Raw genomic sequence first — 26,467 nt, 5'->3', positions numbered from 1 at the left:
TTCTATCTTTTCTGTAGTGTTACTATCAATAATATCTTCAATTTTTAAAATGCATAAAGACTCTAGAGACGATATCAATCGAATCCAAACTCATTTGATTTGAAAATTTATATTAGTTCTAATAGGCTTTTAATATACTCATCCTTAGAAATATCTTTTTCAACCGGTAATATTGCTACTTTCCATTGAATAAATGCAGCTAAATCTTTCTTGTCATGGACCATTTGACCGTCAGGATCAAGTATATCCGGATTAGCACCATAAGCAAGCAATTTAGTTACCATGGCTATATTTAGGTATAGGAACATACATATTTCTAAATAATAGCGGTTAACATACTATCAACTAAATCATAATCACCTTGACAAATTGCTTTAACTATAGCAGTGTCAGGAAATCTTGCTATTTTATCTACAGTGCAGTATGCCATATTATACACACTAGAAATATTTGTATTTGGATCTTCAATCAAAGCTTTGCATTCTTTGACAAAATTTTCTCTAAAAAATTCATATCTTTTTATATATATTATTAAATCCCATATCTTATCTTTACTGCTTAATATCTCATGAAATTTATTTCTAATTATATCATCAGTTATCATAGTATTTCCCTTAATGATTCAATTGATAGTATTTTGTATCGTACAGAAAAAAATCATTTTATCAACAAATAGTTGATTTATTAGTAAGCAATCAATAAACTAAAATATTATATTAAATATTGTCATATGCTGTTATAATCACTTTTTTAGCCACTAATATTTAAACAATGAAACTATCTGATTTTGACTTTGATTTACCAAGCAAACTGATCGCACAATATCCATCTAGTGAACGTGATAACTCAGATTTACTAATTGCTGTTACGCCGCCTATTAAAACCAAATTCTACAACATAACAGATTACTTAAAAGAAGGAGACTTATTAGTCTTTAATAATAGTAAGGTAATAAAAGCAAAGTTAAATTTGGGGAAAAATATTACAATAAATTTGAATCAAAAATTATCAGATGATAGTTGGTCAGCTTTTGCTAAACCAGCTCGAAAGCTTCATGTAAATGATGAATTTTATTTTGATAATCATAAGGTAATTATTACCGAAAAACTTGCAATGGGTGAGATTAAAGTAAAATTTGAGCTTAATGATATTTCTGTATTCGAGTTCTTAAATAAATACGGTGAGATGCCGCTACCGGTTTATATTAGGCGTTCGCACTCATTATGTCATCCCGTAGCTACAACCACGGGATCTAAAAAATATTTAAATAATGACTGGATATCGTGGTCAAACCACGGTATGACAAACACTCAACACGACAACGACCGCTATCAAACTGTCTATAGCCAAATAGAAGGTTCAGTTGCAGCACCGACAGCAGGCTTGCATTTTACAAATGATATACTTGATAAGCTTAAGGCAGAAGGCATACAAACTACATTTTTAACATTACATGTGGGAGCTGGAACTTTTTTACCTGTAAAAACTGAAAATATTCATGAACATAAAATGCATACCGAATATTGCTCTATTACTCCTGACACTGCTAAAATCATCAATAAAGCAAAGCAAGAAGGGAAACGTATTATCGCAGTCGGCACTACAACACTTAGAACACTTGAGAGTTCTTGCAATAACGGCATCATAAAAGCAGGTAGCTTTGAAACTGATATTTTCATAACCCCAGGTTTTAAATTTCAAACAGCCGATATGCTACTGACTAATTTCCATTTTCCTAAATCTACTTTATTTATGCTTATATGTGCTTTTGCCGGCTTTAAAGAGATGCATGCATTATATAAATATGCTATAAAAGAAGCAATGCGTTTTTTCAGCTACGGCGATGCAACACTTTTATGCAGAAAATGATAATCACAACCGTCATTGCAAGCGATTAAAAGGAGCGTGGCAATCTAGCAAAAATAACAAAAAAATGCTAAAGGTTAGCATTTTTCACTGGATACCGTGGTCAAATCACAGTATGACGGAGGTGAAATTGATCCACGCAACAAAGCCTTCCTGCTTCTAGCTAGGAACAACATTTTAGAAAAAACCTATAACAAACTAGATAAAAAATACTTTGGATGATTAAATCCTCTACTTCATTAATACGAGATTCAAAACAAACTGCTTTACGAGAAGAATTAAGACAGCTGGTAACAGCACTTAATAAGCCTAAAAGTTTATTCAAATTCTTTAATCAAAATAACTTAAAAAGCGGAATTTATTTATACGGTCCGGTGGGCAGCGGTAAAACTATGCTCATGAATTCTTTTTTTGAAGAATTAACCACACCTAAAATAATAATACATTATCAGAACTTTATGCAGGAAATTCATAAATCTATGCATAAATTACAAACAGCAAATCAGAAAGATATCATCCCTAAAATTGCTAAAAACTATACTAAACAAACTAAAGTGTTATGTATAGATGAGTTTGAAATTAAAGATATTACTGATGCAATGATAATCGGTAGATTATTTAATGAATTAATAAAGCAAAATATTTTTATTTTTATAACTTCTAACACGAGTCCCAATAATCTGTACAAAGACGGATTACAACGAGAATCTTTCTTACCTTTTATAAAGATAATCAATAATACATTTTATGTTAAATATCTAGATAATCACCATGATTATCGATTTGATAAAGCGTTAGGAGTTAAAGAAGCAAGGATAATTTATCCTTTAACTGTAGAAAACCAAAACAAACTTGAAAAAATTATCACGGATATTAGTGATAATAATCTTGCTCCTCAAAATATACAGATTCTAGGTAGAGAAATATCATTTCAAAAAGTGTATAAAAGAATATTAGTAACAGATTATAATGAATTATTTACAAGAGACTTAAGCTATATCGATTATGTTAATATTTGCCAAAATTTCAACGTTATTATAGTGGAGGATGTTCATACTATCGATGCTAACGATACAAATACAGCCGTTAGATTTATCAACTTTATCGATAATGCCTATTTCTATAAAATACTCTTATTTATAAGCCTAGAAGATAACCCAAATAAAATATATCAAGGTTCAGCACGAGCCACAGAATTTAAACGCACTATTTCAAGACTAAATGAAATGAATAGCGAATCTTATTTATTAAACAATGATTTTAAAAATTAACTTTTCAAAAATCTTATCAATTTTCGCTAAAAAGCTTTTTAATTACTAATTAAAATTTATTTATAGATGACCTCTAAGAAATTTAATAAATTCATCAATATATCGTCTTCTAAATGCTCTTCTGATCTACATAAAAAGGATAATAAATCGCATGACATATAATTTTCCATTCTTTTATAAAAACTTCTAGAGGGAGTTGTACCGTGATCAATCTCTACTACTTTGCATTGTGGAGCCACAAAAATAAAGTTAGCAAATCCTGATCCATGCGATCTAACTATTATTTTTGCTTTATTAAAAAGCTGGGCCTGTTCATATGGGGAGAATAGCTCTAGATATATTACTTTAAAACCGAATCTCTCAATTTTCTCTATTAATTCCTCTTCATTAACTATTTTTCAGGTAGAAGCAATTTACGAGAAATATATATTTTATCGTATGCTTTACTATTATCTTTAATAAAAATATTTCCTAAATCTTTTTTTAACCATAAAGGCAAAGGCGTACCTTTTTTACCGGAATAAACGATACAGATGGAACAATTAGTCTAGTAGCTTGAATTATACAGTCACTCGGTATAAAGTATATTTAAATAATTTGATACTATCAATGACTTAATTTGCCATGAATATTTTTAATTATTAATATAGACACGATCATATTCAAGAGCTGATTCTTTTAATATAATTAATCTAGGCAAAATTTGTAGCAGCCAATGATACCAATTTTTAGAACTAGAAGATGAAATTACTGCTAATTTTCTATTAAAATATAAAGGATTTGCAGTATTAATACCTCGTTTTTAATAAACGATGTTGATCACCTAAACTTGTTTGAGTATCTTGTAGAAGATAACCTTCTTGAGTTAAAACTCTACTTTCATTAATTACTGTACCGTTTGGTAACTCTAAAATAAATTGACTAGTATTCTTTTCTTTAAAATAGCTTTTTAATTTCTATGTTAGATTTTAGTGATTCTATGGAAATAAATTAATGTTTATTCTTTAATGCGTAAGCACTACTAATATAGAGAAAGGTAAAAATTATGCATATAGAATATCTCATAAAGAGAAAGAAAGATAATTAAAATTTGCATTGCAAGCTTGGCAGCGACTTACTCTCCCATGCCTTATGACATAGTACCATTAGCGCTATGAGGTTTCACGTTCGAGTTCGGGATGGGATCGTGTGTTTCACTCATGCTATAACCACCAAGCTAGCAATACAAACTTTTAAAAAGAGAGATTTGTATTATAGTTTGCTGTTAATGTTGTTGCATGACTCAAAAAAATTCTTAATATCATACCTTAACTTTTACTATGATACTCAGCAAAATTATTTTGCTGGATATAGTCATGCAATAACATTCTTATTAGTTGATAAAGCTATTTAACCTGATAACTTTGTGAGTAGATATTACTACACTTTTATAACATTAACACTATATGCATATGTAATCTCACAGCAAAGTAAACCAATCGAGCTATTAGTATCGGTTAGCTACACACATTACTGTGCTTCCACACCCGACCTATCAACGTGGTAGTCTTCCACGGCTCTAATGGGGAAGTCTAGTTTTGAGGTGGGTTTCCTGCTTAGATGCATTCAGCAGTTATCCCTTCCGTACTTAGCTACCCAGCTGTGCCGCTGGCACGACAACTGGTCCACCAGGGGTACGTCCACCTCGGTCCTCTCGTACTAAAGGCAGATCCTCTCAAACTTCCTACACCCACGGCAGATAGGGACCGAACTGTCTCACGACGTTCTAAACCCAGCTCACGTACCACTTTAATCGGCGAACAGCCGAACCCTTGGGACCTTCTCCAGCCCCAGGATGTGATGAGCCGACATCGAGGTGCCAAACGATTTCGTCGCTATGGACGCTTGGAAATCATCAGCCTGTTATCCCCGGAGTACCTTTTATTCGTTGAGCGATGGCCCTTCCACTCGGGACCACCGGATCACTATGACCGACTTTCGTCTCTGCTCGTCTTGTCAGACTCGCAGTCAGGCTAGCTTATGCCATTGCACTCTAAAAGTTGATTTCCGACCAACCTGAGCTAACCATCGCGCGCCTCCGTTACTCTTTGGGAGGCGACCGCCCCAGTCAAACTACCTACCATGCATTGTCTCGGATCCTGATTCAAGGACCTCGGTTAGATGTCAAGAACCAAAAGGGTGGTATCTCAAGGGTGACTCCACAAAGGCTGACGCCTTCGCTTCGTAGTCTCCCACCTATCCTGCACATCTGATTCCTAACACCAGTGCAAAGCTATAGTAAAGGTTCACGGGGTCTTTCCGTCTGACCGCGGGAACTCCGCATCTTCACGGAGAATTCAATTTCGCTGAGTCGATACTGGAGACAGTGGGGAAATCGTTACGCCATTCGTGCGGGTCGGAACTTACCCGACAAGGAATTTCGCTACCTTAGGACCGTCATAGTTACGGCCGCCGTTCACTGGGACTTCAATTCAGAGCTTGCACCCCTCCTTTTAATCTTCCAGCACTGGGCAGGCGTCAGACCCTATACGTCGTCTATTGACTTTGCAGAGCCCTGTGTTTTTAATAAACAGTCGCTACCCCCTAGCTTGTGCCACCTGCATATGGTTGCCCATATACAGGTCATCTTTCTTCCGAAGTTACAGATGCAATTTGCCTAGTTCCTTCAGCATCGTTCTCTCAAGCGCCTTGGTATACTCTACCTGTCCACCTGTGTCGGTTTCGGGTACGGTCTATAATGAAGGGGTTATTTCCTGGAAAATATTCACTGCACAATCAATCCAATAAGACTGTACAATTTACTACTTTCGTCACATCCTTCAGGTTCAGGAATATTAACCTGATTTCCATCGATTACGCCTTTCAGCCTCATCTTAGGGGCCGACTAACCTTGCGCAGATTAACTTTACGCAAGAACCCTTGGACTTTCGGCGAGAATGTTTCTCACATTCTTTATCGCTACTTATGTCAGCATTCTCACTTCCGATACCTCCAGCAAACCTTACGGTTCACCTTCGCAGGCTTACGGAACGCTCCGCTACCACTTATGCCAAATGCATAAACCCGCATCTTCGGTACATGACTTGAGCCCCGTTACATTGTTGGCGCAAGAAAACTTATTTAGACTAGTGAGCTATTACGCTTTCTTTAAATGATGGCTGCTTCTAAGCCAACATCCTAGTTGTTTTGGTCTTCTCACATCCTTTAACACTTAGTCATGATTTAGGGACCTTAGATGGCGGTCTGGGCTTTTTCCCTCTCGACTATGGACCTTAGCACCCATAGTCTGTCTGCTATGCTGTACTCATCGACATTCGGAGTTTGATTGAGTTTGGTAAGCCTGTGGGGCCCCCTAGCTCATTCAGTGCTCTACCTTCGATGGTAATCGCTATAACGCTCTACCTAAATAGATTTCGCGGAGAACCAGCTATATCCGAGTTTGATTGGCCTTTCACCCCTAACCACAGCTCATCCCCTACTTTTTCAACAGTAGTGGGTTCGGTCCTTCAGTGGATTTTACTCCACTTTCAACCTGGCCATGGCTAGATCACCCGGTTTCGGGTCTAATACATCTAACTAAACGCCCTATTCAGACTCGCTTTCGCTACGCCTACACCTAACGGCTTAAGCTTGCTAGATAAACTAAGTCGCTGACCCATTATACAAAAGGTACGCCGTCACAAGACATATAAATACGCTTGCTCCGACTGCTTGTAAGCATTTGGTTTCAGGTACTATTTCACTCCCCTTGTCGGGGTACTTTTCACCTTTCCCTCACGGTACTTGTTCACTATCGGTCACTAGAGAGTACTTAGGCTTAGAGGGTGGTCCCCCTATGTTCAAACAGGATTTCACGTGTCCCGCCTTACTCAAGAACTTCAAACTTTTTACCTATACGGGACTATCACCCTCTATGGTCAACCTTTCCATGTTGTTTTAGTTATTTTTTTGAAGCCACTGGCCTGGTCCGCGTTCGCTCGTCACTACTAACGGAGTCTCGGTTGATGTCCTTTCCTCCAGCTACTTAGATATTTCAGTTCGCTGGGTTTGCCTCATATAGCTATGTATTCACTATACAATACCTAATAAATTAGGTAGGTTTCCCTATTCGGAAATCTTCGGATCAAAGCTTATTCGCAACTCCCCGAAGCTTATCGCAGCGTATTACGTCCTTCATCGCCTTCTAGTGCCAAGGCATCCACCAAATGCTCTTATTATATTTACTTACGCTTTTAACTTGAGATTACATGATGCATACAGAATTAATTTCACAATTATTTTCAGTATCTACTCACGATATAAATTTTTATTATCGCGGTGTAATTTAGTTTTTAACTTTATCAACTTTTTAAACAGCTACAAAGTTTTATATTTCAAACTTTGTGTGGTGACTTTATATCTATATTTTTAAAGCTTGTCAAACACTAATTTCAAATAATTTTAATTTTATTTCTTATGAGAGGGTTTAAAGTTATTCTAACCTCTTTTTAAAGTAGGCTTTTTCGGCTTTTTGTTTAGAAAATTTGCAGTCCCTAATTTTGTATCTACCTTACCGCCTAAATCTTCAAACAAAAATCTGCCTTTTTGTAAAACATGATTTACTGCTGTCATGCCTCCTTCTCTTTTTATCAAACCACTTTGAGTTTTAATCAACAATAATTTACTGTCTTTTCTAAAGACTAGATTTTCATCAATTGCAAAATCTTTAGTTATACTTAAATTACCGTTCTTATCAAATTTCCCTAAAATATTTTTCTGTAAATCAGCAAATACGGCATGAGCGTATAATTTTGAAATTTCTTTTATTTGCTTTAAATCGTTTATATGTTCACTGGCAGGTAAACTCCTTAACGTCTCAATTATCATTAAACCTAACTTCTTTTTTATCTTTACCCATAATAATACCCTTATTTTAATACTGTACCTTTTAAAATATTTGTACCACGTAAAAATTCTTCTATATTCAAAGCTTTTTTACTCTCTTGCTGAAGTTTTTTCACTCGTAATATACCGCTCCCACAAGCTATTTCCAGCTTATCGCTAATAACGGTACCGGAAGTAAAGTGATGATCTGCATTTAAATATTCTGCTTCAAGGATTTTAATTATTTTATCATTATAACTAAAATATGCTCCGGGCCAAGGATTCATGCCCCTTATTGTACAATCTATTTTATATGCGGATTCATGCCAATTAATTTTTCCTTCTTCTTTAGTCAATTTATAAGCATACGTAACGCCGTCACTTGACTGTTTTATTGGTACTATATTATCGATATGTGCAAGTGTTTTAATTAATAACTCTGCTCCAAGCTTTGCACATTTGTTATGTAGTTCTTCCAATGTTGTTCTTTCTTCTAAATCAAAATCTTCTTTCATCAATATATCACCTGTATCAAGCCCTGTATCCATACGCATAATACATACACTACTTTTCCGGTCACCCTCTATAATAGTACGCTGCAGAGGAGCCGCTCCTCTGTGACGAGGCAAATTGGATGGATGGATATTAAGACAGCCGTATTTCTTAGCTTTTAATATAGCTTTCGGCACAACAAAACCATATGCAATAACAACTATAATATCAGCATTAACTTTATTAATTAGATTTATTATTTCATCATTACGAAGAGTAGCAGGAGTATAAACAGGAATTTGATGCTCAAATGCTAATTGATGTATTGGAGATTTAGCTAAGTTAAGTCCTCTGCCCTTAGCTTTAGGTGGCTGTGTAAAAACAGCTTTAACTTCATGATGAGTTATAAGTTTTTTAAGAGTGGGAACAGCGAATTCAGGCGTTCCCATAAAGATTACTTTCACACTATATTATTTTTGAGTTTCTTAAGCTTACGAAGTACTACATCTCGTTTTAAATTACTTAAATAATCAATCATAAGCTTACCTTCTAAATGATCATACTCATGCTGGATAACTCTTGCAAGCCAATCATTTGCTTTAAGCTCTTGCGATTTACCATGATAGTCTAAATACCGCACCTTTACAGATTCCGGTCTTGTCACCTCAATACGTTGCTCCGGTAATGAGATACAACCTTCGTTAGCTGTAACTAGCTCTTCTGATTTTTCTATTATTTCAGGATTCACTATAAAAAGCGGATAAAAATCTTTTGGTCTTGCTACCAAATCATGATCTTTTATATCAATTACTAAAATACGTTTCAATACCCCTACTTGTACTGCTGCAAGCCCTGCACCGTCTTTATGATACATAGTTTTAAGCATATCATCCATAAATTTTCGTGTTTGATTGGTCAACTCTAAAACCGGCTGAGATTTCTGCTTTAATCTTTTATCAGGTGCCGTTACTATCGGTAATATTGACATACTTAAATCTTAATATTTCATTTTGATATACCATAAAATCACCAAAATGTAAAGAAAAAAACTGCCTAATCCCGGCAATAGTTGCATAATAAACTCACCTATTTGCAATAATATGTCGAATTAATAAATTTAGTAAAAATAATAGCAAATATCAGATAACATACTAATAATAGGGCTTGCATAAAATTAAGGAGGAATAATAATGCATTGGGGTGATATTGAAGAAATTGCCGAACAACTCGAAGAACATTGTAGCGATCAGTATAATGAAAAAAAAATTTCATTATTAAATCTAGAGAAACTGATTAGAGATTTAAAAGACTTTGAAGATGGAGAGCAAAAAGTCGGAGAAGTTACATTAGAAGAAATTTTAGACAAATGGGAAGAATTACGTGAAGAAATTAGAAAAATCGATTAATAGCTTTTGAGTTATTTTCAGACATTGATAAATTGATTTTATAAAAATACATTATAATCAATAAAAATATAGCAACTGCCTGAAAAAAAACTCTTAAAGTCATTAACTTTGAACTAAATTTCTTATCAAATTTCCCTCCAATAGCCATCGACACTATCCCTATAATAAGAACCGCAACGGTTAAACCAATCGCAATGAATAACCACATCATAATTTATTACTAATATATTACTTTCTACACAAAGATTATATGCTTTTTCTCTTTTAAATCAATTATCTAATATTTGAGATTTAGTTAAAAAATTCACTAATTCTTCGTAAAAAATAATAATTCAAGGAATACAAATATCTAACTTATCAAATTATAGATAATTCAACAATTACTTTAAAAGAAAAAGAGATATTAGACTCTTGCGTTCTTATTAATTTTTGCTCAAAAATATCTAAAAATACAAATAATTTAATTTTTTGCACGCACGAACCTAGAGTATTTTGAGAAACCTCGTCCTAATGCTCACGGTAGGCCAGACTTGTGCCATACAAATTTGCTTAAATTAAGCTTTCTGAGTTACACTATATATATCATCTATCCGTTTAACAAAAGCACCATTTCCTAAAACATTAGCACAAGTGATCACAGGATCAAATAAGATATAAAGAACTGTAATCAGAAACATCATATTAGTATTAAAACCTATAGATATTGTTCAAGTATAGGGAGCATTACAATAATTGCACTACCTGGTATAGCTGCTACTAAAAATTTTGCCAATATAAAATAAAAAGTAAAAATAAAATAATTAAATAAAGTAGGTTCAGCTAATCCATAACTTTTTAGTATAGCATAAGCCAAAATCGGTGTGGCAAAACAATCGCCAACAAGATGAATATTGACTGTTATTGGTACAACGGTACGAGCGAGTGCTTTATTATTTTCTGCTCCTATTATACTAAGTGGCATACTTATAACACTAGACATTGCACTAAATCCACCTATAGACACTGGCATCATATTACTAAGGCTAAATATGAATTCCTGAACTCGACAGTTACTTAAAATAATCAAGAAAGATATAACCAATATCTAATACTTCATCAAACTGTAGTTTTACAATAAAGCCCATTATAAATAAGGAAATTATATAGATAAACAATCGCAATATTTTTGCAACAAATGCTTCTAGCTTACAAGCCAATCCAATTGTAACTTCAGCACACAATTTTGAGGGAATAAAGCCTAAGATAATACTACTAAATACGATTTTATCATTAGAAATAATATTAGGGAAATTAAGCAACCATAAAGGCTTTAAGCTATCATTTTCTATGGGAGAGATCATTGGTCAATCGAATTGATATATGTATATACCTATATAATGACTTATGAAGGTAGAACAAAATTAGACCCACATACTAGTAAAAATATTAAGAAAACTATACGTATTGCATCTTTGGCTAGCATTACAACAGATTAAAAAGTAAGCCAAGAATAATTAAAGGCAGAAATAATCCAATTATAGATTTAATAGATAGACTTATTGAATACAATAACCTTTGTACTTCTAAACTCCTTAGTGGGTTTAACAATATGATAGCTATATAATAGCCATTAAAATAAGTGACATTTTACGCAACATAAAACTTACCTAATAATAATTAGTTAATTTAAATAGATGGATATAATTAAAAGAAAGATAGAGAGATATTGTTACCGACTTAGACCGGTTGTAGTAGAAAAAAAGACTGAAAGTTAATATTTGCATATTCATAAATTCAATATATAGTTGTTATAGAGAGAAAAATTAACATTGCAATACTTTCCTAGAAGTTCTTTGAGGGTATTGTTAACTAAAAGCAGATCAATTAATAAATTAATGTCATTGCGAGAAAAATTACAAAGTAATTTGTACGCCCGCAATCTCAGGAGTTTTATTATTTCATGAGATTGCCACGTAACCTATCGCTGCTTGCAAGGCATTGTTGCGTGAAGCAATTTCACCTCTGTCATCCCATGACTTGACCACGGGGTAACGCAGTGGGTTTTACCGATCCACGCAACAATACTTCCTCGCAATGACGACTTAGGTATCTACGCAAAATGCTTGCGCAAGAATGACATCGAGAGCTTTTTAAGAGCTATGCGGGAATAACAACGCCTTAGCCCTTACACCTCTTCAGATTGCTCTAATCCCTCTTCCTCTAACTCACTATCTTCTTCACTTTCAGAAGTTTCAGCAATTAAAGAGACAGACACGACTTTTTCACCATCATCTAGCTTAAATAGGATTACGCCGCTAGTGTTACGTCCCGTAATACGTACTGACTCAAGTTTACAGCGAATTAACTTACCACTATTGGTAATCAGCATTAACTCATCATCCATTTTAACCGGCATAACACCGACGACTAAACCAGTTTTGTCGTTAATATCCATATTGATTATACCGCTACCGCCACGGTCAGTAATTCTATAGCCATAAGCTGAGCTTCTCTTACCAAAACCGTTCTCAGTTACGGTTAAAATGAATTCTTCGGAATTTACCATTTCCAAAATAGCCGGGGCAGTTAAGCTTACGCCAAGTTCTTCAGGATTAAACTCCTTACCTTTAGCAATCTCTAATCTCTGCTCCCACGGCACGGATAAATAAGCATCTCTATCCTCTTTTGTACTCCTAATACCTTTAAGCACAGTCATAGAAATTACGGAATCCTCTTTGGCAAGCTTCATACCTCGTACCCCATCGGAAGTACGGCTCTTAATAACACGCAGCGATTCAACAGGGAATCTTAAAGCTTTACCGGCTTTGGTAGCAAGTAAAATATGCTCGTCTTCTTTACATAGTTTTACGTCTATTAATTTATCGTCCTCATCAAGCCTAATAGCAATTTTACCGTTCGACTGAAGCTTTTTGAAATCTAATAAATCGCTTCTTCTGATATTACCCTTGGCAGTTGCGAACATAATGTTTAAATTATCCCTCTCATCCTGATTTTCAGGTAGCGGCATAATATTCGTAATATGCTCATTTGCTTTCAACGGTAATATATTAACCATCGGTCTACCCTTACCTTGTGGATTACTTAAAGGCAATTTATACAGTTTTAAACTATAAACCTGACCGATATTTGAGAAAAACAACATAGGAGTATGGGTACTACCGACAAAAACTTGCGTGGTAATATCTTCATCACGCATTGAAAGCCCTGATCTTCCCTTACCGCCACGTTTTTGCGCACGATAGCTACTTAGAGGTACACGCTTGATATACCCGCCAAGCGTTACGGTTACAACCATTTCTTCACGCTGAATTAAATCTTCTATATCTTGATCAAATTCGCCGAATTCAATTGAAGTAAGACGAGGAGTCGCAAATTCTTCTTTAACTTTAATGAGCTCTTCCTTTAAAACTTCAAGTAACCTTGTACGAGAGCCGAGTATATTAAGATATGCAGTGATTTCCGTAGTGAGGTTCTTTAAATCCTCTTCAAGCTTGTTTTTCTCCATAGCGGTCAGGCGTTGCAATCTCATTTCTAAGATTGCCTTAGCTTGCACTTCGGTAAAATTACATGTGCCCTGCTCGTTTAACATTGCTTTATCATCAACCAACTTTACAAGAGGTAGGATATTTAATGCTTCCCACTGACGAGCCATTAATTCTTGTTTAGCTGCATTCGGGTCATTTGAAGCTTTAATAATACGTATTATTTCATCGATATTACTAACGGCAACAGTTAGTGCTAGTAAAATATGAGCTCTATCTCTTGCCTTATTGAGTAAATATATAGTACGATTAGTAATTACTACTTCCCTAAAACTAACGAAAGCTGCAATTACTTCTTTCAAATTCATCACTTTCGGTAGCCCGTCTTTAAGAGCAAGCATAATAACACCGAAGCTAGTTTGTAGCTGCGTACATGCGTATATTTGATTTAAGACTACTTCAGCAACTACGTCTTTCTTTAACTCAATAAAAATCCTTACACCGTTTTTATTCGATTCATCACGTAAATCACTTATACCTTCTATACGCTTTTCCTTAACCATTTCAGCGATTTTCTCAACGAGCCTTGCCTTATTTACCATATACGGTATTTCGGTAATAATAATTGCTTGACGGCTATTACCGATATTCTCAATCTCGGCTCGACCTCGTATAATAATACTACCTCTACCAGTAAGATATGCTGATCTAATACCGCTAATGCCTAAAATCATTGAACCTGTAGGAAAATCCGGTCCTTTAACGACTTCAAGTAAATCTAATATTTCTATATCGTTATTATCTATATATAAACAGCACGCATCGATAACCTCACCAAGATTATGAGGCGGGATATTAGTTGCCATACCGACCGCAATGCCTCCGCTACCGTTCACCAATAAATTGGGGAACATTGCAGGAAGTACGGAAGGCTCTTCTTCAGAACCATCGTAATTAGGGTTAAAGCTGACAGTCTCTTTATCGATATCCTCTACGAGCTTATGCGAAACTTTGGCCATTCGAGATTCGGTATATCTCATTGCTGCCGCTGCATCACCATCCATCGAACCGAAATTACCCTGCCCATCTACAAGCGGTAAACGCAAGGAAAAATCTTGTGCCATACGTACTAACGCGTCGTAAATAGCACTATCGCCGTGTGGATGGTATTTACCCATCACATCACCAACTATTCTAGCGGATTTTCTATAAGGTTTACTACCATGATTACCGGCTTCATACATGGAATAGATAATTCGGCGATGTACCGGCTTTAAGCCGTCCCGAACATCCGGTATAGCTCTACTTACTATAACGCTCATAGCATAATCAAGATAAGATACTTTCATCTCATCTTCGATATTTACCGGTACTAAATTAGAAGAAGATTTATCAGTCACGATGACTTAGCCTTAAATTTAATGAATTATATTTAATAATAGAGACATAATAAATTTCTTGCAAGGATTGCTTGTATTTATAATCGTGGCATTGTTTCTAAGTTACCGGTGTCATTGCTGCGAGGCATTGTTGCGTGGATGCCGATGTCATTCCTACGAAAGCAGGAATCTAGTTTTTTAAGCAAATTATATACTAAATTTTTATATAATTTTCTTTGTTTTATCATTTTTTCTGGATTCCCGCTTTCGTGGAAATGACATAAACGAGCCATACAACAAAGCCTTTAGTCACTTACAATGACAATATCAACCATTTCTAAGCAATAACATAATCGTAAGAGTTAACAAACTTTTTATATATTAGAATTAGTTATCTCATCTACCGTTACCTGTTCTTCTAACCTTTGTTTAAACTTAGATCTTAGTTTTTCTAAATCTTTATTTTTCTTAGAGAACAGTAATATTTTAGATAATAATTTATTATTTTTGTTGAACATGTAGTTGCTCCCGTGATTAAACTTAAATTGCTCAAGTTTTAACCACCGAAGATTTTAACTTCGGGTGATTGGGGCGTTCAAAGAACCGTCATAGAACAGTTATAATAGCTTTTAGGTTTAAAGCTTATACTTTAAACCCTGTAACATAGGCCCCGACCATGAAGCGAGGATTATACCATTTATACTGCTGATAATACCGCTTAGGATAGAGGCTTTGAAACCCCGAAATAATGTCACCACTATTCTTGCAAGAAATTTTAGCCAATTTTTTGAAATATCAATTAGCTATCTATGTCATTCCTGCGTGGATCAGTTTTTTTGTCATTGCGAGGAAAATTACATAGTAATTTGACGCAGCAATCTTGAGAAGAATTCCTGAGATTGCCACGCTCACTAACGTTCACTCGCAATGACGACTTGATATCTACGCAATAAAACCTCCGCGGGAATGACATCAAGCTGGTTTTACCAAACCACTTAACAAAGCTTGTAGTTGATATAATGACAAATTTTAAGAATGTTCCTCTTCTTGCTGTTTGTACCAAAGTTCGGCATAATAGCCTTTGTGCTGTAGCAAGGTTTTATGGTTGCCCCGCTCAACTATATAACCATTATCTAAAACGATAATCTCATCTGCATCGATAATAGTTGAGAGTCTATGGGCAATGATAAGGGTAGTATGGTGAGCCGAGATCCCTTTAAGGCTTGCTTGAATTAGCTTTTCAGTTTTAGTATCAAGCGAACTTGTTGCCTCATCAAAAATATATATTGCTGGATTTTTTAAGATAGTTCTTGCAATTGCAATACGCTGTTTCTCACCACCCGAAAGCTTTAAGCCTCTCTCACCTACCTGCGTCTCATACCCTTCGGGTAACGTGCTAATAAACTCATGAATATGAGCATTTTTTGAGGCTGCTATAACTTCATCGTAGGTCGCCGCATTATTACCGTATGCGATGTTGTAATATATCGTATCGTTAAACAGTACCGTATCTTGCGGAACAATTCCAATAGATTTACGCAGCGATTGTTGCGTGACTTCTCTTATATCCTGACTATCAATAGTAATATTGCCGCTATTAATATCGTAAAACCTAAAAAGCAAGCGTGATATCGTCGATTTCCCTGCACCGCTACTACCGACTACTGCTAAAGTTTTACCGCTCTTGATCGTAAAACTTATATTATGTAAAATCGGACGTTCCTGATTATAAGCAAAGCTAACATTATCGAAACTAACCTCACCTTTTAAGATAATTAGCTCCTTAGCATTCAAAATATCCTCTACTTCTGCCGGTATATCAAGCAGCTTAAACATATCTTCTATACTAACTAGAGCGTTTTTAATTTCTCTATAAGCAAAGCCAAGTATTGAAAGCGGAATTGATAGCTGAAATAGATAAGTATTAACCATTATTAAATCGCCGACGGTCATTTTATTTTGGTTAATAGCATTTGCTGAAAGTATCATAAGGCTAACAAGCCCTAAGGATATTATAACATCCTGCCCGATATTTAAAATCGATAGGCTGTTAGTAGTTTTAGTAGCTGATTTTTCATAAGTTTGTAAAGCCTCATTAAACTTTATCGCCTCATATTCTTCATTACCGAAATATTTAACGGTCTCAAAATTCAGTAAACTATCGATTGCTCTATTATTAGCGGTGTTATCGCTTTGGTTCATTTCCCTTGCAAAAGAAATACGCCAAGTACTGATTAGGCAAGTATAACCAACATAAACTATCATTGTTATTAAAATAGTTACGGCAAACCAAATACCGTAAACATACCATAACATCCCGCTTACCAATATAATTTCTACGCTTGTCGGGAAAATATTAAATAACGAATACCGCAGTACCGCTTCAATACCTTTAGTACCACGCTCTATTGACCTACTTAAGCCCCCTGTTTTTCTAGTAATGTGAAAACGCATACTTAAATTATGCATGTACTTAAAGACATTTAGAGCAACTAAGCGAGTTGCTTGATACCCTACTTTTGAAAAAATGATATTTCGCGATTCACTGAAAATTTGAACAAGTATTTTTGTTCCGCCATATGCAACAATCATCCCGATAATAACTGAAAGAGCAAAGTTTTTATTTAGCCCATCTATTATATGTTTATAAACAATAGGAACGAAAATATTTATTACTCTAGCTATGACTAGACAAATAAGAGAGGTAACAATACGCAGGCGTATATCAAAATCCTTTGACCATAAATACGACAGGAGTAGACAGAATGAATTTTTGTGGGTCTTGTTTTTGGACATTTTGAAGTTTCTGTAGTTTTCAGCATCATTGCAAGCGGGTATTGCTCGCGTGGATACTAAATCGTCATTGCGAACGACCGTAGGGAGCTTGGCAATCTCATGAAATAATAACAAACTCCTTAGATTGCTTCGTCAATTACTTCGTAATTTCCTTGCAATGACGTTTTTATTAATTAAGCTCCGGCAGCAGGTAAAGTCTTCTTTGGCTGATTTTCTAATAGCTTATCTAGCCTCCCCTCTTTTTCAAGCTCAAATAGAGCATCGCAACCGCCAACATGCATATTATCTATAAATATCTGCGGGACGGTTTTTTTCCTACTGGATTTCTTAATAAATTTTTCTTTCTCTTCCTGAGTAAAATTACTTACTTCAATTTCCTCATACGCAACATTTTTCTTATCAAGCAATGCTTTAGCTTTTATACAATAAGGACAACTAGCGAGAGTATAAATAATAATTGTGTGTAATACAACTTTATTCATAATGTTATATTTTTTTGTTAGGTTTTAATATATTATCTTAAACTATAGTTTTTAAAGCAAGTAAAAATGCATGAATAATTTTTCTATTATCTCAGAATATAAACCGGCAGGCGATCAACCAAAAGCAATAGATGAAATTATAGCAGGTTTAAGTAGCAAAAAACGCTCACAAATGTTGCTTGGTATTACGGGATCAGGCAAAACCTTTACTATGGCAAATATTATAGAGAGAACTAATCGTCCTACTCTTATTATGGCTCATAATAAAACTTTAGCTGCCCAAATCTATTCAGAGATGAAATCGATTTTTCCAAAGAATGCCGTTGAATACTTTGTCTCATATTATGATTATTACCAGCCCGAAGCTTATATAGCACGCACCGATACTTTTATAGAAAAAGACTCAGCAATTAACGAACAGATTGATTTAATGCGTCATTCCGCTACAAGATCACTATTAGCGCGTCGTGACGTGATAGTAGTTTCTTCCGTTTCTTGTATTTACGGGCTTGGCTCTCCCGACTTATATTACCAAATGATGGTTAACCTAGAGCCTGGTCAAAGCTACCCTCGTGATCAGCTACTAAACGATTTGATAAATCTACAATATGAGCGTAACGATATTGGATTTGAGCGTGGTTGTTTTAGAGTTAAAGGCGACAACATCGATATTTTCCCCTCACATTACAGCGATAAAGCTTGGCGTTTATCGTTTTTCGGTAATGAACTCGAATATATCCATGAATTTGATCCCCTAACCGGTGAAAAACTTGCTAAGCTCGATAAAGCTATGGTTTTTGGTAATTCACATTTTGTGATGCCTCAAGAAACAGTCAATCATGCCATATCAGGTATTGAAGAAGAATTACAAAAACGCTTAGAGTTTTTAAAGTCACAAAACAAACCACTTGAAACTCAAAGGCTAAATCAACGTACTCAATATGATCTTGAAATGTTGACGGAAACCGGCAGCTGTAAAGGCATTGAAAACTACTCTCGCTTTTTCACAGGACGTAATGCCGGTGAGCCGCCTCCTACATTATTCGAATACCTACCAAAAGATGCATTATTATTTGTTGATGAAAGCCATGTATCCATACCACAAATTAGAGCGATGTATAACGGCGATCGAGCAAGGAAAGAAGTTTTGGTAGAGCATGGGTTTCGTCTACCCTCTGCACTTGATAACAGACCTTTAAAATTTGAAGAATGGAACAAATTTAGACCACAAACTGTGTTTGTATCTGCAACTCCAGGACTGTTCGAGTTAGAAGAAACCGGCGGCACGGTTGTAGAATTGATTATCAGACCTACGGGGCTGCTTGATCCTGAATGTATTATCAAACCCGCTACTAACCAAGTTGAGGATTTAATTAGCGAAATTCAAAACACTATCGCTCAAGGTTTTCGTGTTCTAATCACCACCTTAACTAAAAAAATAGCAGAAGACTTAACCGCCTATTTGCAGGAGCTAAAATATAAAACTTCTCATTTACATTCTAACGTTCATACTCTAGAGCGTATAGAGATTTTACGAGATTTAAGACAAGGTACTATTGATATTTTAGTCGGTGTTAATCTATTAAGGGAGGGGCTTGACCTCCCTGAATGCGGCTTAGTTGCTATACTTGATGCAGACAAAGAGGGGTTTTTGCGGTCGGAAGTATCTCTAATACAAACAATAGGAAGAGCTGCAAGAAATAGCGCGGGTAGAGTTATACTTTATGCCGATAAAATGACTAAATCTATCGATAAAGCCGTTAGTAAAACGTTACGTAGAAGGCAAATTCAGCAGGAATATAATGAAAAACACGGCATAATTCCAAAAACCATCAACCGTGCTATGCACGCTTTAGCAGAATTTGAAAAAATCGATAGTAAGCTTGATAAAAAACAAGCTCATACTTTATTTGATAATCCTACTAAGCTAAAAAGCCATATTGATAAATTAAAGAAAGAAATGCTTAAAGCCGCAAGTAATCTTGAATTTGAGCACGCCGCAAAACTCCGTGATCAGCTAAAAACTCTAGAAGAGGCAGCACTTGAGTTGAGTTAATAGTGTGCGTTTGTGGATACCAAAATCGTCATCGTCATTGCTTGTTATTATTTTCTGAGATTACGCAAGCCTATGGCTGCTCACAATGACGATTCAGTGTCCACACAGGCAATACCATTAACAACACCTAAAACTCCTACGATGATACGGTGATAAGCCGTGTATATTAATAGCTTCGATATGTTCTTTGGTACCATAGCCGGAATTTTTGTGCCATAAATATTGGGGGAATTCAGCACTTAAGTCTAGCATCAAACGATCCCTAGTAACTTTTGCAACAATAGAAGCCGCAGCAATCGATAATGATAAATTATCACCGTTAATTATACTGACAAACCTTTCATCCTTAAACTGCATATTACCGTCAACTAACACTATTTCTGGCTCAAGGCTAAGATTTGCCACAGCAATAGAACAAGCTTTTTTAGTTGCCTCTAATATATTAATATCATCAATTTCGGTATGAGAAATAATAGCAGTTGCCCAAACATAATTACTAGTGATTTGTTCATATAGTAATTCTCTTTTCTTTTTGGAAAGCTTTTTAGAATCTTTAATGCCCGTTATAATATTGGTGTTATCTATTATAACGGCACTTGCTACTACTGGACCTGCAAGCGGTCCTCTACCTGCTTCATCTATACCTGCTACAATACAGTTATGATATTTTTTTTCAAAATGTAATAGATCTACTTCCATAATTGTATTTTTTTAATTTTTGATATATGATAGAGCAGTTTAGAATTACAAAAAAGGAAAAGTGCAAAATTATTTTCAATTATTAGGACTTCCGCAAGAGTATAATATTAATTTAAAGATATTAGAAAAGCAATATTTTGCTATGCAGATAAAATATCATCCCGATAAAGCAACAACTTTGCAGGAAAAGGAACAAAATCTAATTACTGCGGCTGAATTAAATAACGCTTACTCTACTCTTAAAGATGCCTTAAAGCGTGCTGAATATATGCTGCTTTTGCAAAATATAAATTTGAATGACGAAAAAACACGTAGTTTACTTTCGCCGCTAGAATTAAGCATATTCTGGGATGAAATGGAAATAATCGAAAGTACTATCTTATTTAGTGATTTAGAAAAAATAAAAGACAAATATGAATTAATGAAAAAGCTTGAAATTGATTCTTTAAAACAAGCTTTTGAAGAACAAAATCTATCAGACGCAACTATAAAAACTAGCAAGCTTAAATATATTGAGACATTGCTGCATAAACTGCAAAAAAAAATAAAATCATGCAAATAATAGAAATTAGGGAACCGGAGCAAGCTGATTTTAAGCAAGAACGACAAATAGCAGTCGGTATCGATTTTGGCACTACTAACTCATTAATAGCTATTGCAGCTAATAGAAAAGTTAAAGTTATCAAATCTATAGATGATAAAGAATTAATCCCAACTACTATAGATTTTACAAGTAACAATTTTACTATAGGTAATAATAAAGGACTGTGTTCTATTAAAAGACTATTCGGTAAAACATTAAAAGAAATTCTAAATACTCCGGCACTTTTTTCGTTAGTTAAAGATTATCTAGATGTAAATAGTAGTGAGCTTAAGCTAAATTTTGCAAATAAACAACTGAGAGTCTCTGAAATTGCAGCAGAAGTTTTTATTTATCTAAAAAATCAAGCAGAAGAACAATTAAAGACTAAGCTAACTAAAGCAGTAATAACAGTACCTGCACATTTTAACGATGCAGCAAGAGGCGAAGTAATGCTTGCGGCTAAAATAGCAGGTTTTGAAGTATTAAGGCTAATTGCCGAACCTACTGCAGCCGCCTATGCTTACGGCTTAAACAAAAATCAAAAAGGCTGTTATTTAGTATATGACCTAGGCGGCGGCACTTTTGACGTATCTATTCTTAACATACAAGAAGGTATTTTTCAAGTTATAGCAACAAACGGCGATAATATGCTTGGTGGCAACGATATAGATGTAGTAATTACACAATATCTTTGCAATAAATTTGATTTACCTAATTCTATAGATACTTTACAACTTGCAAAAAAAGTAAAAGAAACTTTAACATATAAAGATAGTTTTAATAATGATAATGTATCAATTAATAAACAAACATTAGAGCAATTAATTTTACCATTAGTAGCACGTACTATCAATATAGCTCAAGAGTGTTTAGAACAAGCAGGAAACCCAAATATAGACGGAGTTATTTTAGTAGGGGGTGCAACCCGCATTCCTTTAATAAAAGACGAATTATATAAAGCATTTAAAATAGATATTCTATCAGATATCGATCCTGATAAAGCAGTTGTATGGGGGGCTGCATTACAAGCAGAAAATTTAATAGCACCCCATACAAATTCATTATTGATTGATGTAACACCTTTATCGCTGGGTATGGAATTATATGGCGGTATAGTTGAAAAAATCATCATGCATAATACTCCGATTCCTATTTCAGTAGTAAAAGAATTTACGACTTATGTCGATAATCAAACCGGTATACAATTTCATATATTGCAAGGTGAACGTGAAATGGCTGCCGATTGCCGCAGTTTAGCCCGATTTGAGTTAAAGGGACTTCCTCCTATGAAAGCAGGATATATTAGAGCCGAAGTTACTTTTGCTATTGACGCAGATGGTATATTATCCGTTTCTGCTTATGAGAAAATCAGCAATATATCACATGCTATAGAAGTAAAGCCAAATCACAGTATTGATAAAATGGAGATTGATATTATGTTAGAAAATGCGTATAAAAATGCTAAAATAGATTATAATACAAGATTATTACAAGAAGCAGTAATTGAAGCAGAATCTTTAATCTTTAGCATAGAACGTGCTATAGCGGAATTAACAACTTTATTATCGGGAAGTGAGATATCTATAATTAACTCTTTATTAGATAATATAAAAGAAGCCACACGCGCTAGAGATCGGATCTTAATTAATAATTCTATTAAAGAGTTTAAATCCAAAATAAAAAAATCTATGGATACAAAGTTTAATATAATAATTAATGATTTGCTAAAAGGCAAAAGTATCAATCAAATTAAATAGCCTCAGTTATATATAATCGAACTAATTTAGATAAGGAAAAATAAGAAGAATGTCAGGAAAAATAAAAGTAACATTTATTATAAATGATGGAGAAGCAAAAACAGTAGAAGCACCAATAGGGCTTTCTATTTTAGAAATTGCCCATAGTAACGATCTAGACCTTGAAGGAGCTTGTGAAGGATCACTTGCTTGTGCTACTTGTCACGTTATTTTAGAAGAAGAATTTTACAACAAATTTAAAAAACCTACGGAAGCAGAGGAAGATATGCTTGACTTAGCCTTTGGTCTTACCGATACTTCTAGATTGGGATGTCAAATTATTTTAACCGAAGAATTAGACGGCATAAAAGTACGCCTTCCTTCTGCTACTCGTAATATAAAATTATAATGGATTAAAACAGTGATACGTAAAATACTTTTTTTTGTGTTTTTAACCTTTACAATAATATGGTTTGCAACTGCATATACTATAAAAAATAACATTGTAAGTTTAATTAAGAATTCTGAATCCGATAATCTTCAAATATCTTATAATGCAGTTAGGTTTTCAGGCTATCCTTTTAATTGGGAAATTACCGTAACGGATCCTAAAGTAAAATTAATTGATCATGTAAATTCTTCAGAATTTACATGCGAAAATATTGTCCTAAATATAGCTTTTAGTACTAAAAGAGCCGCTCTTAATTTCGGTCCTTTTATTAGAGAAATCGATAATTACGGCAATAAAATATTTACCTATGATGTACGCAGCGATGATGACATAAAGGGTATAGGAAAATTTAATAAACCTTTATATAAAATATCAAAAGATGATAACTTAAAAGAAATATTAAAATCAATTCAGTTAAATAATAAAGCATTATTGATATTTAAAGATAATCAAGAAATCTTTAAAATTAATGATTTAGCATTTCTTATACGAAAACAGAATTTAGCAAGTGAGGACAATATATCCTTATTTTTAAACATGAATTATTATTCAGAAAAAGATATTTTGAATTTTAAAAATGCTAGTTTTGATATTGCTGCTTCTCTAAAATTTGCTGCAGGCAGGGAAGATTCAGCTATTTTACAAAATTTTAATATAGAAAGATTTATTTTTACTTGTGATAATGATTCTAAAGTTAATTTAAACGGTGCTTTACAACTCTTTGCCAATAAATTACCGAAAGGAAAACTACATTTTGAGCTGGAAAATTATAATTCCATAGTTGAGAAATTATTACCGAATAATATTATTTTTTCTAAGAAAATAATTAAAACAATTATTGCTAAAGCAATTAATAAAGCTTCCGACGCACCATTAAATACAGAGCAAAATGATTCAAATTCAGCTTACAACAATATAGAAAAAGCTAAGTTTGATATTGAATTTTCAGACAAAGGAATAAATATTGGTTCTATTAATTTATTAGAACTAAAACTTAGTACACATAAAGAAGACCAAAATACCGCAAATAATTCAAATTAGTTTTATGAATAATTTTAAACTAGCGACTATTATTAGCATATTTCTTATTTGCAGTAATATTTATGCTGCTCCAAGAGTCATCAAAATCGGTACCGGCTCTATTTTAAAAGGATATTATGCTATTGGACTTGATTTATGCAAGACTATTACAAATGACGATAAAAATAATGAACATATTAAATGCGAAGTTGTTGCAACAAACGGTAGTATAGAAAATTTAAAATTATTACAACAAGGCAAAATTGATTTAGCCCTAGTGCAAGCTAATATTGCAGTAGAAGCATATGAGGGCATAGGTTATTATCACGATCAAGAAAAAATGCAAAATTTACGTCAGGTGCTTAATCTACATGATGAGTTTTTTACGGTTATTGTAAAAGATGAAGATAAAATAAAAGTTTTTGCTGATATTGACGGCAAAAAAATAACTAACGGTCCGGCATTTTCCAGTAGTAATATTACTTATGATATCGTACGTTCTTTATATAAATTTGCTAAGGAACCTGAAGAGCTACACATTAATTATGCAGATGCTAGTGATCAATTCTGTAATAAGGAAATAGATGCTATAATAATGATGGTTGGACATTCCAACCCCTTAGTAAATTTAATAGCTCATAAGTGTAAAATTGATTTCATTTCAATTGACAATGATAAAATAACGGAATTAATAAAACAAAATAGAGCTTTTCATAAAGCCATACTTCATAAGGGCTTATATCCAGGGATTACCGATGATCAAACTACAGTAAAAGTATCGGCAATCCTAGTAACTAGAGATGAGACGAATCGTGATGTTTTAGATAAGTTTATCGGAGCTTTTCATAGAAACGTAGCAAATTTTAAACTTTCTAATTACTTATTAAATAACCTGGATATTAACTATTTCACCGATACTAAAAATTTTGTTCTACCAAAACATGATTCAGTAAGAAACAAAAACTAATAATATCTTATGTCTGAAAATACTATATTTAAAAATATACTTATACCTATAGATTTAAATGATAAAAAATCTATAAAAGGTATTCTTGCTAAGGCTTTAATGCTTGCAACGAACTTTCAAGCAAAATTACATTTTATGTATGTAATTCCTGAATTTGGTATGAAAATGTTTGAAGATTATTTACCTAAACATTGGAGAACGACGAAAAAAGAAAAGTATAAAACTCAAATTAAAGCGCTTATCAAACAATATATTCCCGATGAAATTGAAACAGATTATTATATAGGTAGCGGTGCCGTTTATGATGAAATAATTAAGCACTCTAATGAAATTAAAGCCGATTTAATAATAATCTCTGCAGTCAGACTACAATTAAAAGATTATATGCTTGGACCTAATGCTTCTAAAATTGTCCGTCATTCAGATATATCAGTGTTAGTAGTAAGAGACGAGTAATAAGTATTATTTACAACTCTTGGGAGTACATTGCTAGCGTGGGTCCATAGTCATCATTGCGAGCAAGCTGTAGGCTGCGTGGCAATCCACAAAAAATAAAAAAAACGCTATAAATTAACATTTTTACTGGATTGCTTCGTCAAAACTTACAGTTTTTTCTCGCAATGACGATTTTAGCTGTTATAACTTCACTTTCAACTTCACAAAGCCTTGATGGCTTTGATATTTCTTTTGTAAATGACAGTTATATTCAAGTAATACGCTTACATTATCTTTTTTAGTTAAAACGCTAGCATCGATATTATAAGCAACTTTAGGCTGCTTCGGTAATGCGATAGTTTCATTAACTTCTCTATCTTTCCATTATACTTTAGCATTAAGTTTTTTACTATTATCATTAAAGTAATGTTCTACAGATGCTTGAAGTGCAGGCGTAACACTAAAACCGTCAGCTATTTTCTG

At 34.0% G+C, this 26,467-nt stretch carries 23 protein-coding genes, 2 rRNA genes and 2 pseudogenes; 10 read left to right on the top strand and 17 right to left on the bottom strand.

Features of this window, described 5'->3' with window-relative positions; all coding sequences use genetic code 11:
* Positions 1–107: 107 nt before the first annotated feature.
* Together QUD19_RS03680 and QUD19_RS03675 are read right to left on the bottom strand one after the other, a co-directional pair.
* On the bottom strand, positions 108–284 hold the full coding sequence (locus tag QUD19_RS03680; protein ID WP_498807354.1) for a hypothetical protein: 177 nt from the start codon (positions 282–284) through the stop codon (positions 108–110).
* A gap of 32 nt (positions 285–316) precedes the next feature.
* Positions 317–604 (bottom strand): hypothetical protein, encoded by a 288-nt coding sequence (locus QUD19_RS03675; protein WP_498807352.1) that lies wholly within the window; start codon positions 602–604, stop codon positions 317–319.
* Positions 605–771: 167 nt separating this feature from the next.
* Here QUD19_RS03675 and queA point away from each other — a divergent pair, with 167 nt between their 5' ends.
* Together queA and zapE are read left to right on the top strand one after the other, a co-directional pair.
* Positions 772–1,869: a tRNA preQ1(34) S-adenosylmethionine ribosyltransferase-isomerase QueA gene (gene queA / locus QUD19_RS03670; protein WP_498807351.1), complete on the top strand. Its 1,098-nt coding sequence runs from the start codon at positions 772–774 to the stop codon at positions 1,867–1,869.
* Positions 1,870–2,084: 215 nt separating this feature from the next.
* Entirely contained in the window at positions 2,085–3,137 is a 1,053-nt protein-coding gene (gene zapE, locus QUD19_RS03665) for a cell division protein ZapE (RefSeq protein ID WP_498807350.1), read from the top strand.
* A gap of 56 nt (positions 3,138–3,193) precedes the next feature.
* Here zapE and QUD19_RS03660 read toward each other — a convergent pair whose 3' ends face one another.
* The 6 genes from QUD19_RS03660 to def all read right to left on the bottom strand — a co-directional run bounded on the left by QUD19_RS03660 (position 3,194) and on the right by def (position 9,480).
* Positions 3,194–3,478 carry a glycosyltransferase 61 family protein gene (locus QUD19_RS03660; RefSeq protein ID WP_498808664.1) on the bottom strand — a complete coding sequence of 95 codons (285 nt, stop codon included), beginning with the start codon at positions 3,476–3,478 and terminating at the stop codon, positions 3,194–3,196.
* Between the two features lie 760 nt (positions 3,479–4,238).
* Positions 4,239–4,353 (bottom strand): 5S ribosomal RNA (gene rrf / locus QUD19_RS03655).
* A gap of 249 nt (positions 4,354–4,602) precedes the next feature.
* Positions 4,603–7,363: ribosomal RNA gene (locus tag QUD19_RS03650) — 23S ribosomal RNA — on the bottom strand.
* Positions 7,364–7,613: 250 nt separating this feature from the next.
* Positions 7,614–8,003 (bottom strand): hypothetical protein, encoded by a 390-nt coding sequence (locus tag QUD19_RS03645; RefSeq protein ID WP_498807348.1) that lies wholly within the window; start codon positions 8,001–8,003, stop codon positions 7,614–7,616.
* 41 nt (positions 8,004–8,044) lie between these two features.
* Complete coding sequence (fmt, locus tag QUD19_RS03640; protein WP_498807347.1) at positions 8,045–8,956, bottom strand: methionyl-tRNA formyltransferase; 912 nt, start codon at positions 8,954–8,956, stop codon at positions 8,045–8,047.
* A complete protein-coding gene (gene def / locus QUD19_RS03635; protein WP_498807345.1) occupies positions 8,953–9,480 on the bottom strand; it encodes a peptide deformylase in 528 nt (175 codons plus the stop codon). The genes fmt and def overlap by 4 nt, the downstream gene beginning before the upstream one ends.
* 202 nt (positions 9,481–9,682) lie before the next feature.
* On the opposite strand from def, the gene iscX reads away from it, so the two are divergent.
* Positions 9,683–9,898, top strand: coding sequence for a Fe-S cluster assembly protein IscX (gene iscX, locus QUD19_RS03630; RefSeq protein WP_498807344.1), 216 nt, complete (start codon positions 9,683–9,685; stop codon positions 9,896–9,898).
* Here the strand turns inward: iscX and QUD19_RS03625 are convergent.
* The 8 genes and pseudogenes from QUD19_RS03625 to grxC all read right to left on the bottom strand — a co-directional run bounded on the left by QUD19_RS03625 (position 9,882) and on the right by grxC (position 18,037).
* The gene (locus tag QUD19_RS03625; RefSeq protein ID WP_498807342.1) at positions 9,882–10,109 is read right to left on the bottom strand and encodes a twin transmembrane helix small protein; all 228 of its coding nucleotides are present in this window, start codon (positions 10,107–10,109) and stop codon (positions 9,882–9,884) included. The genes iscX and QUD19_RS03625 overlap by 17 nt on opposite strands.
* 121 nt (positions 10,110–10,230) lie before the next feature.
* A pseudogene (locus QUD19_RS03620) lies at positions 10,231–10,372 on the bottom strand (peptide deformylase).
* 80 nt (positions 10,373–10,452) lie between these two features.
* Positions 10,453–10,964: pseudogene (locus tag QUD19_RS03615) on the bottom strand (cation:dicarboxylate symporter family transporter).
* A complete protein-coding gene (locus QUD19_RS03610; RefSeq protein ID WP_498807341.1) occupies positions 10,948–11,238 on the bottom strand; it encodes a transporter in 291 nt (96 codons plus the stop codon). The pseudogene QUD19_RS03615 and the gene QUD19_RS03610 overlap by 17 nt, the downstream one beginning before the upstream one ends.
* 824 nt (positions 11,239–12,062) lie before the next feature.
* Positions 12,063–14,780 carry a DNA topoisomerase (ATP-hydrolyzing) subunit A gene (gyrA, locus tag QUD19_RS03605; protein WP_498807340.1) on the bottom strand — a complete coding sequence of 906 codons (2,718 nt, stop codon included), beginning with the start codon at positions 14,778–14,780 and terminating at the stop codon, positions 12,063–12,065.
* A 353-nt stretch (positions 14,781–15,133) separates the two neighbouring features.
* Complete coding sequence (locus tag QUD19_RS03600; RefSeq protein ID WP_498807339.1) at positions 15,134–15,277, bottom strand: hypothetical protein; 144 nt, start codon at positions 15,275–15,277, stop codon at positions 15,134–15,136.
* A 511-nt stretch (positions 15,278–15,788) separates the two neighbouring features.
* Positions 15,789–17,555 (bottom strand): ABCB family ABC transporter ATP-binding protein/permease, encoded by a 1,767-nt coding sequence (locus tag QUD19_RS03595; RefSeq protein ID WP_498807337.1) that lies wholly within the window; start codon positions 17,553–17,555, stop codon positions 15,789–15,791.
* Positions 17,556–17,728: 173 nt separating this feature from the next.
* On the bottom strand, positions 17,729–18,037 hold the full coding sequence (gene grxC, locus QUD19_RS03590; protein WP_498807335.1) for a glutaredoxin 3: 309 nt from the start codon (positions 18,035–18,037) through the stop codon (positions 17,729–17,731).
* Between the two features lie 70 nt (positions 18,038–18,107).
* On the opposite strand from grxC, the gene uvrB reads away from it, so the two are divergent.
* The gene (uvrB, locus tag QUD19_RS03585; RefSeq protein ID WP_498807334.1) at positions 18,108–20,093 is read left to right on the top strand and encodes an excinuclease ABC subunit UvrB; all 1,986 of its coding nucleotides are present in this window, start codon (positions 18,108–18,110) and stop codon (positions 20,091–20,093) included.
* 117 nt (positions 20,094–20,210) lie between these two features.
* Here uvrB and rnhB read toward each other — a convergent pair whose 3' ends face one another.
* On the bottom strand, positions 20,211–20,792 hold the full coding sequence (rnhB, locus tag QUD19_RS03580) for a ribonuclease HII (RefSeq protein ID WP_498807332.1): 582 nt from the start codon (positions 20,790–20,792) through the stop codon (positions 20,211–20,213).
* A gap of 61 nt (positions 20,793–20,853) precedes the next feature.
* Between rnhB and hscB the strand changes: the two genes are divergently transcribed.
* From hscB to QUD19_RS03550, 6 genes are read left to right on the top strand one after another with little or no spacing between them, the layout of a single operon-like run.
* On the top strand, positions 20,854–21,354 hold the full coding sequence (hscB, locus tag QUD19_RS03575) for a Fe-S protein assembly co-chaperone HscB (protein WP_498807330.1): 501 nt from the start codon (positions 20,854–20,856) through the stop codon (positions 21,352–21,354).
* Positions 21,345–23,132 carry a Fe-S protein assembly chaperone HscA gene (hscA, locus tag QUD19_RS03570; protein ID WP_498807329.1) on the top strand — a complete coding sequence of 596 codons (1,788 nt, stop codon included), beginning with the start codon at positions 21,345–21,347 and terminating at the stop codon, positions 23,130–23,132. The genes hscB and hscA overlap by 10 nt, the downstream gene beginning before the upstream one ends.
* 49 nt (positions 23,133–23,181) lie before the next feature.
* On the top strand, positions 23,182–23,520 hold the full coding sequence (locus QUD19_RS03565) for a ferredoxin family 2Fe-2S iron-sulfur cluster binding protein (RefSeq protein WP_498807328.1): 339 nt from the start codon (positions 23,182–23,184) through the stop codon (positions 23,518–23,520).
* A gap of 12 nt (positions 23,521–23,532) precedes the next feature.
* Positions 23,533–24,603, top strand: coding sequence for an RP198 family tick cell line-upregulated protein (locus tag QUD19_RS03560; RefSeq protein ID WP_498807326.1), 1,071 nt, complete (start codon positions 23,533–23,535; stop codon positions 24,601–24,603).
* 4 nt (positions 24,604–24,607) lie between these two features.
* On the top strand, positions 24,608–25,549 hold the full coding sequence (locus tag QUD19_RS03555; RefSeq protein ID WP_498807324.1) for a TAXI family TRAP transporter solute-binding subunit: 942 nt from the start codon (positions 24,608–24,610) through the stop codon (positions 25,547–25,549).
* A gap of 9 nt (positions 25,550–25,558) precedes the next feature.
* Positions 25,559–26,005: a universal stress protein gene (locus QUD19_RS03550; protein ID WP_498807322.1), complete on the top strand. Its 447-nt coding sequence runs from the start codon at positions 25,559–25,561 to the stop codon at positions 26,003–26,005.
* Positions 26,006–26,467 lie beyond the last annotated feature (462 nt).

The organism is Candidatus Rickettsia kotlanii, from assembly GCA_030295365.1.
GTDB lineage: Bacteria > Pseudomonadota > Alphaproteobacteria > Rickettsiales > Rickettsiaceae > Rickettsia > Rickettsia kotlanii.
This window is presented reverse-complemented; position numbering and strand designations above follow the sequence as displayed.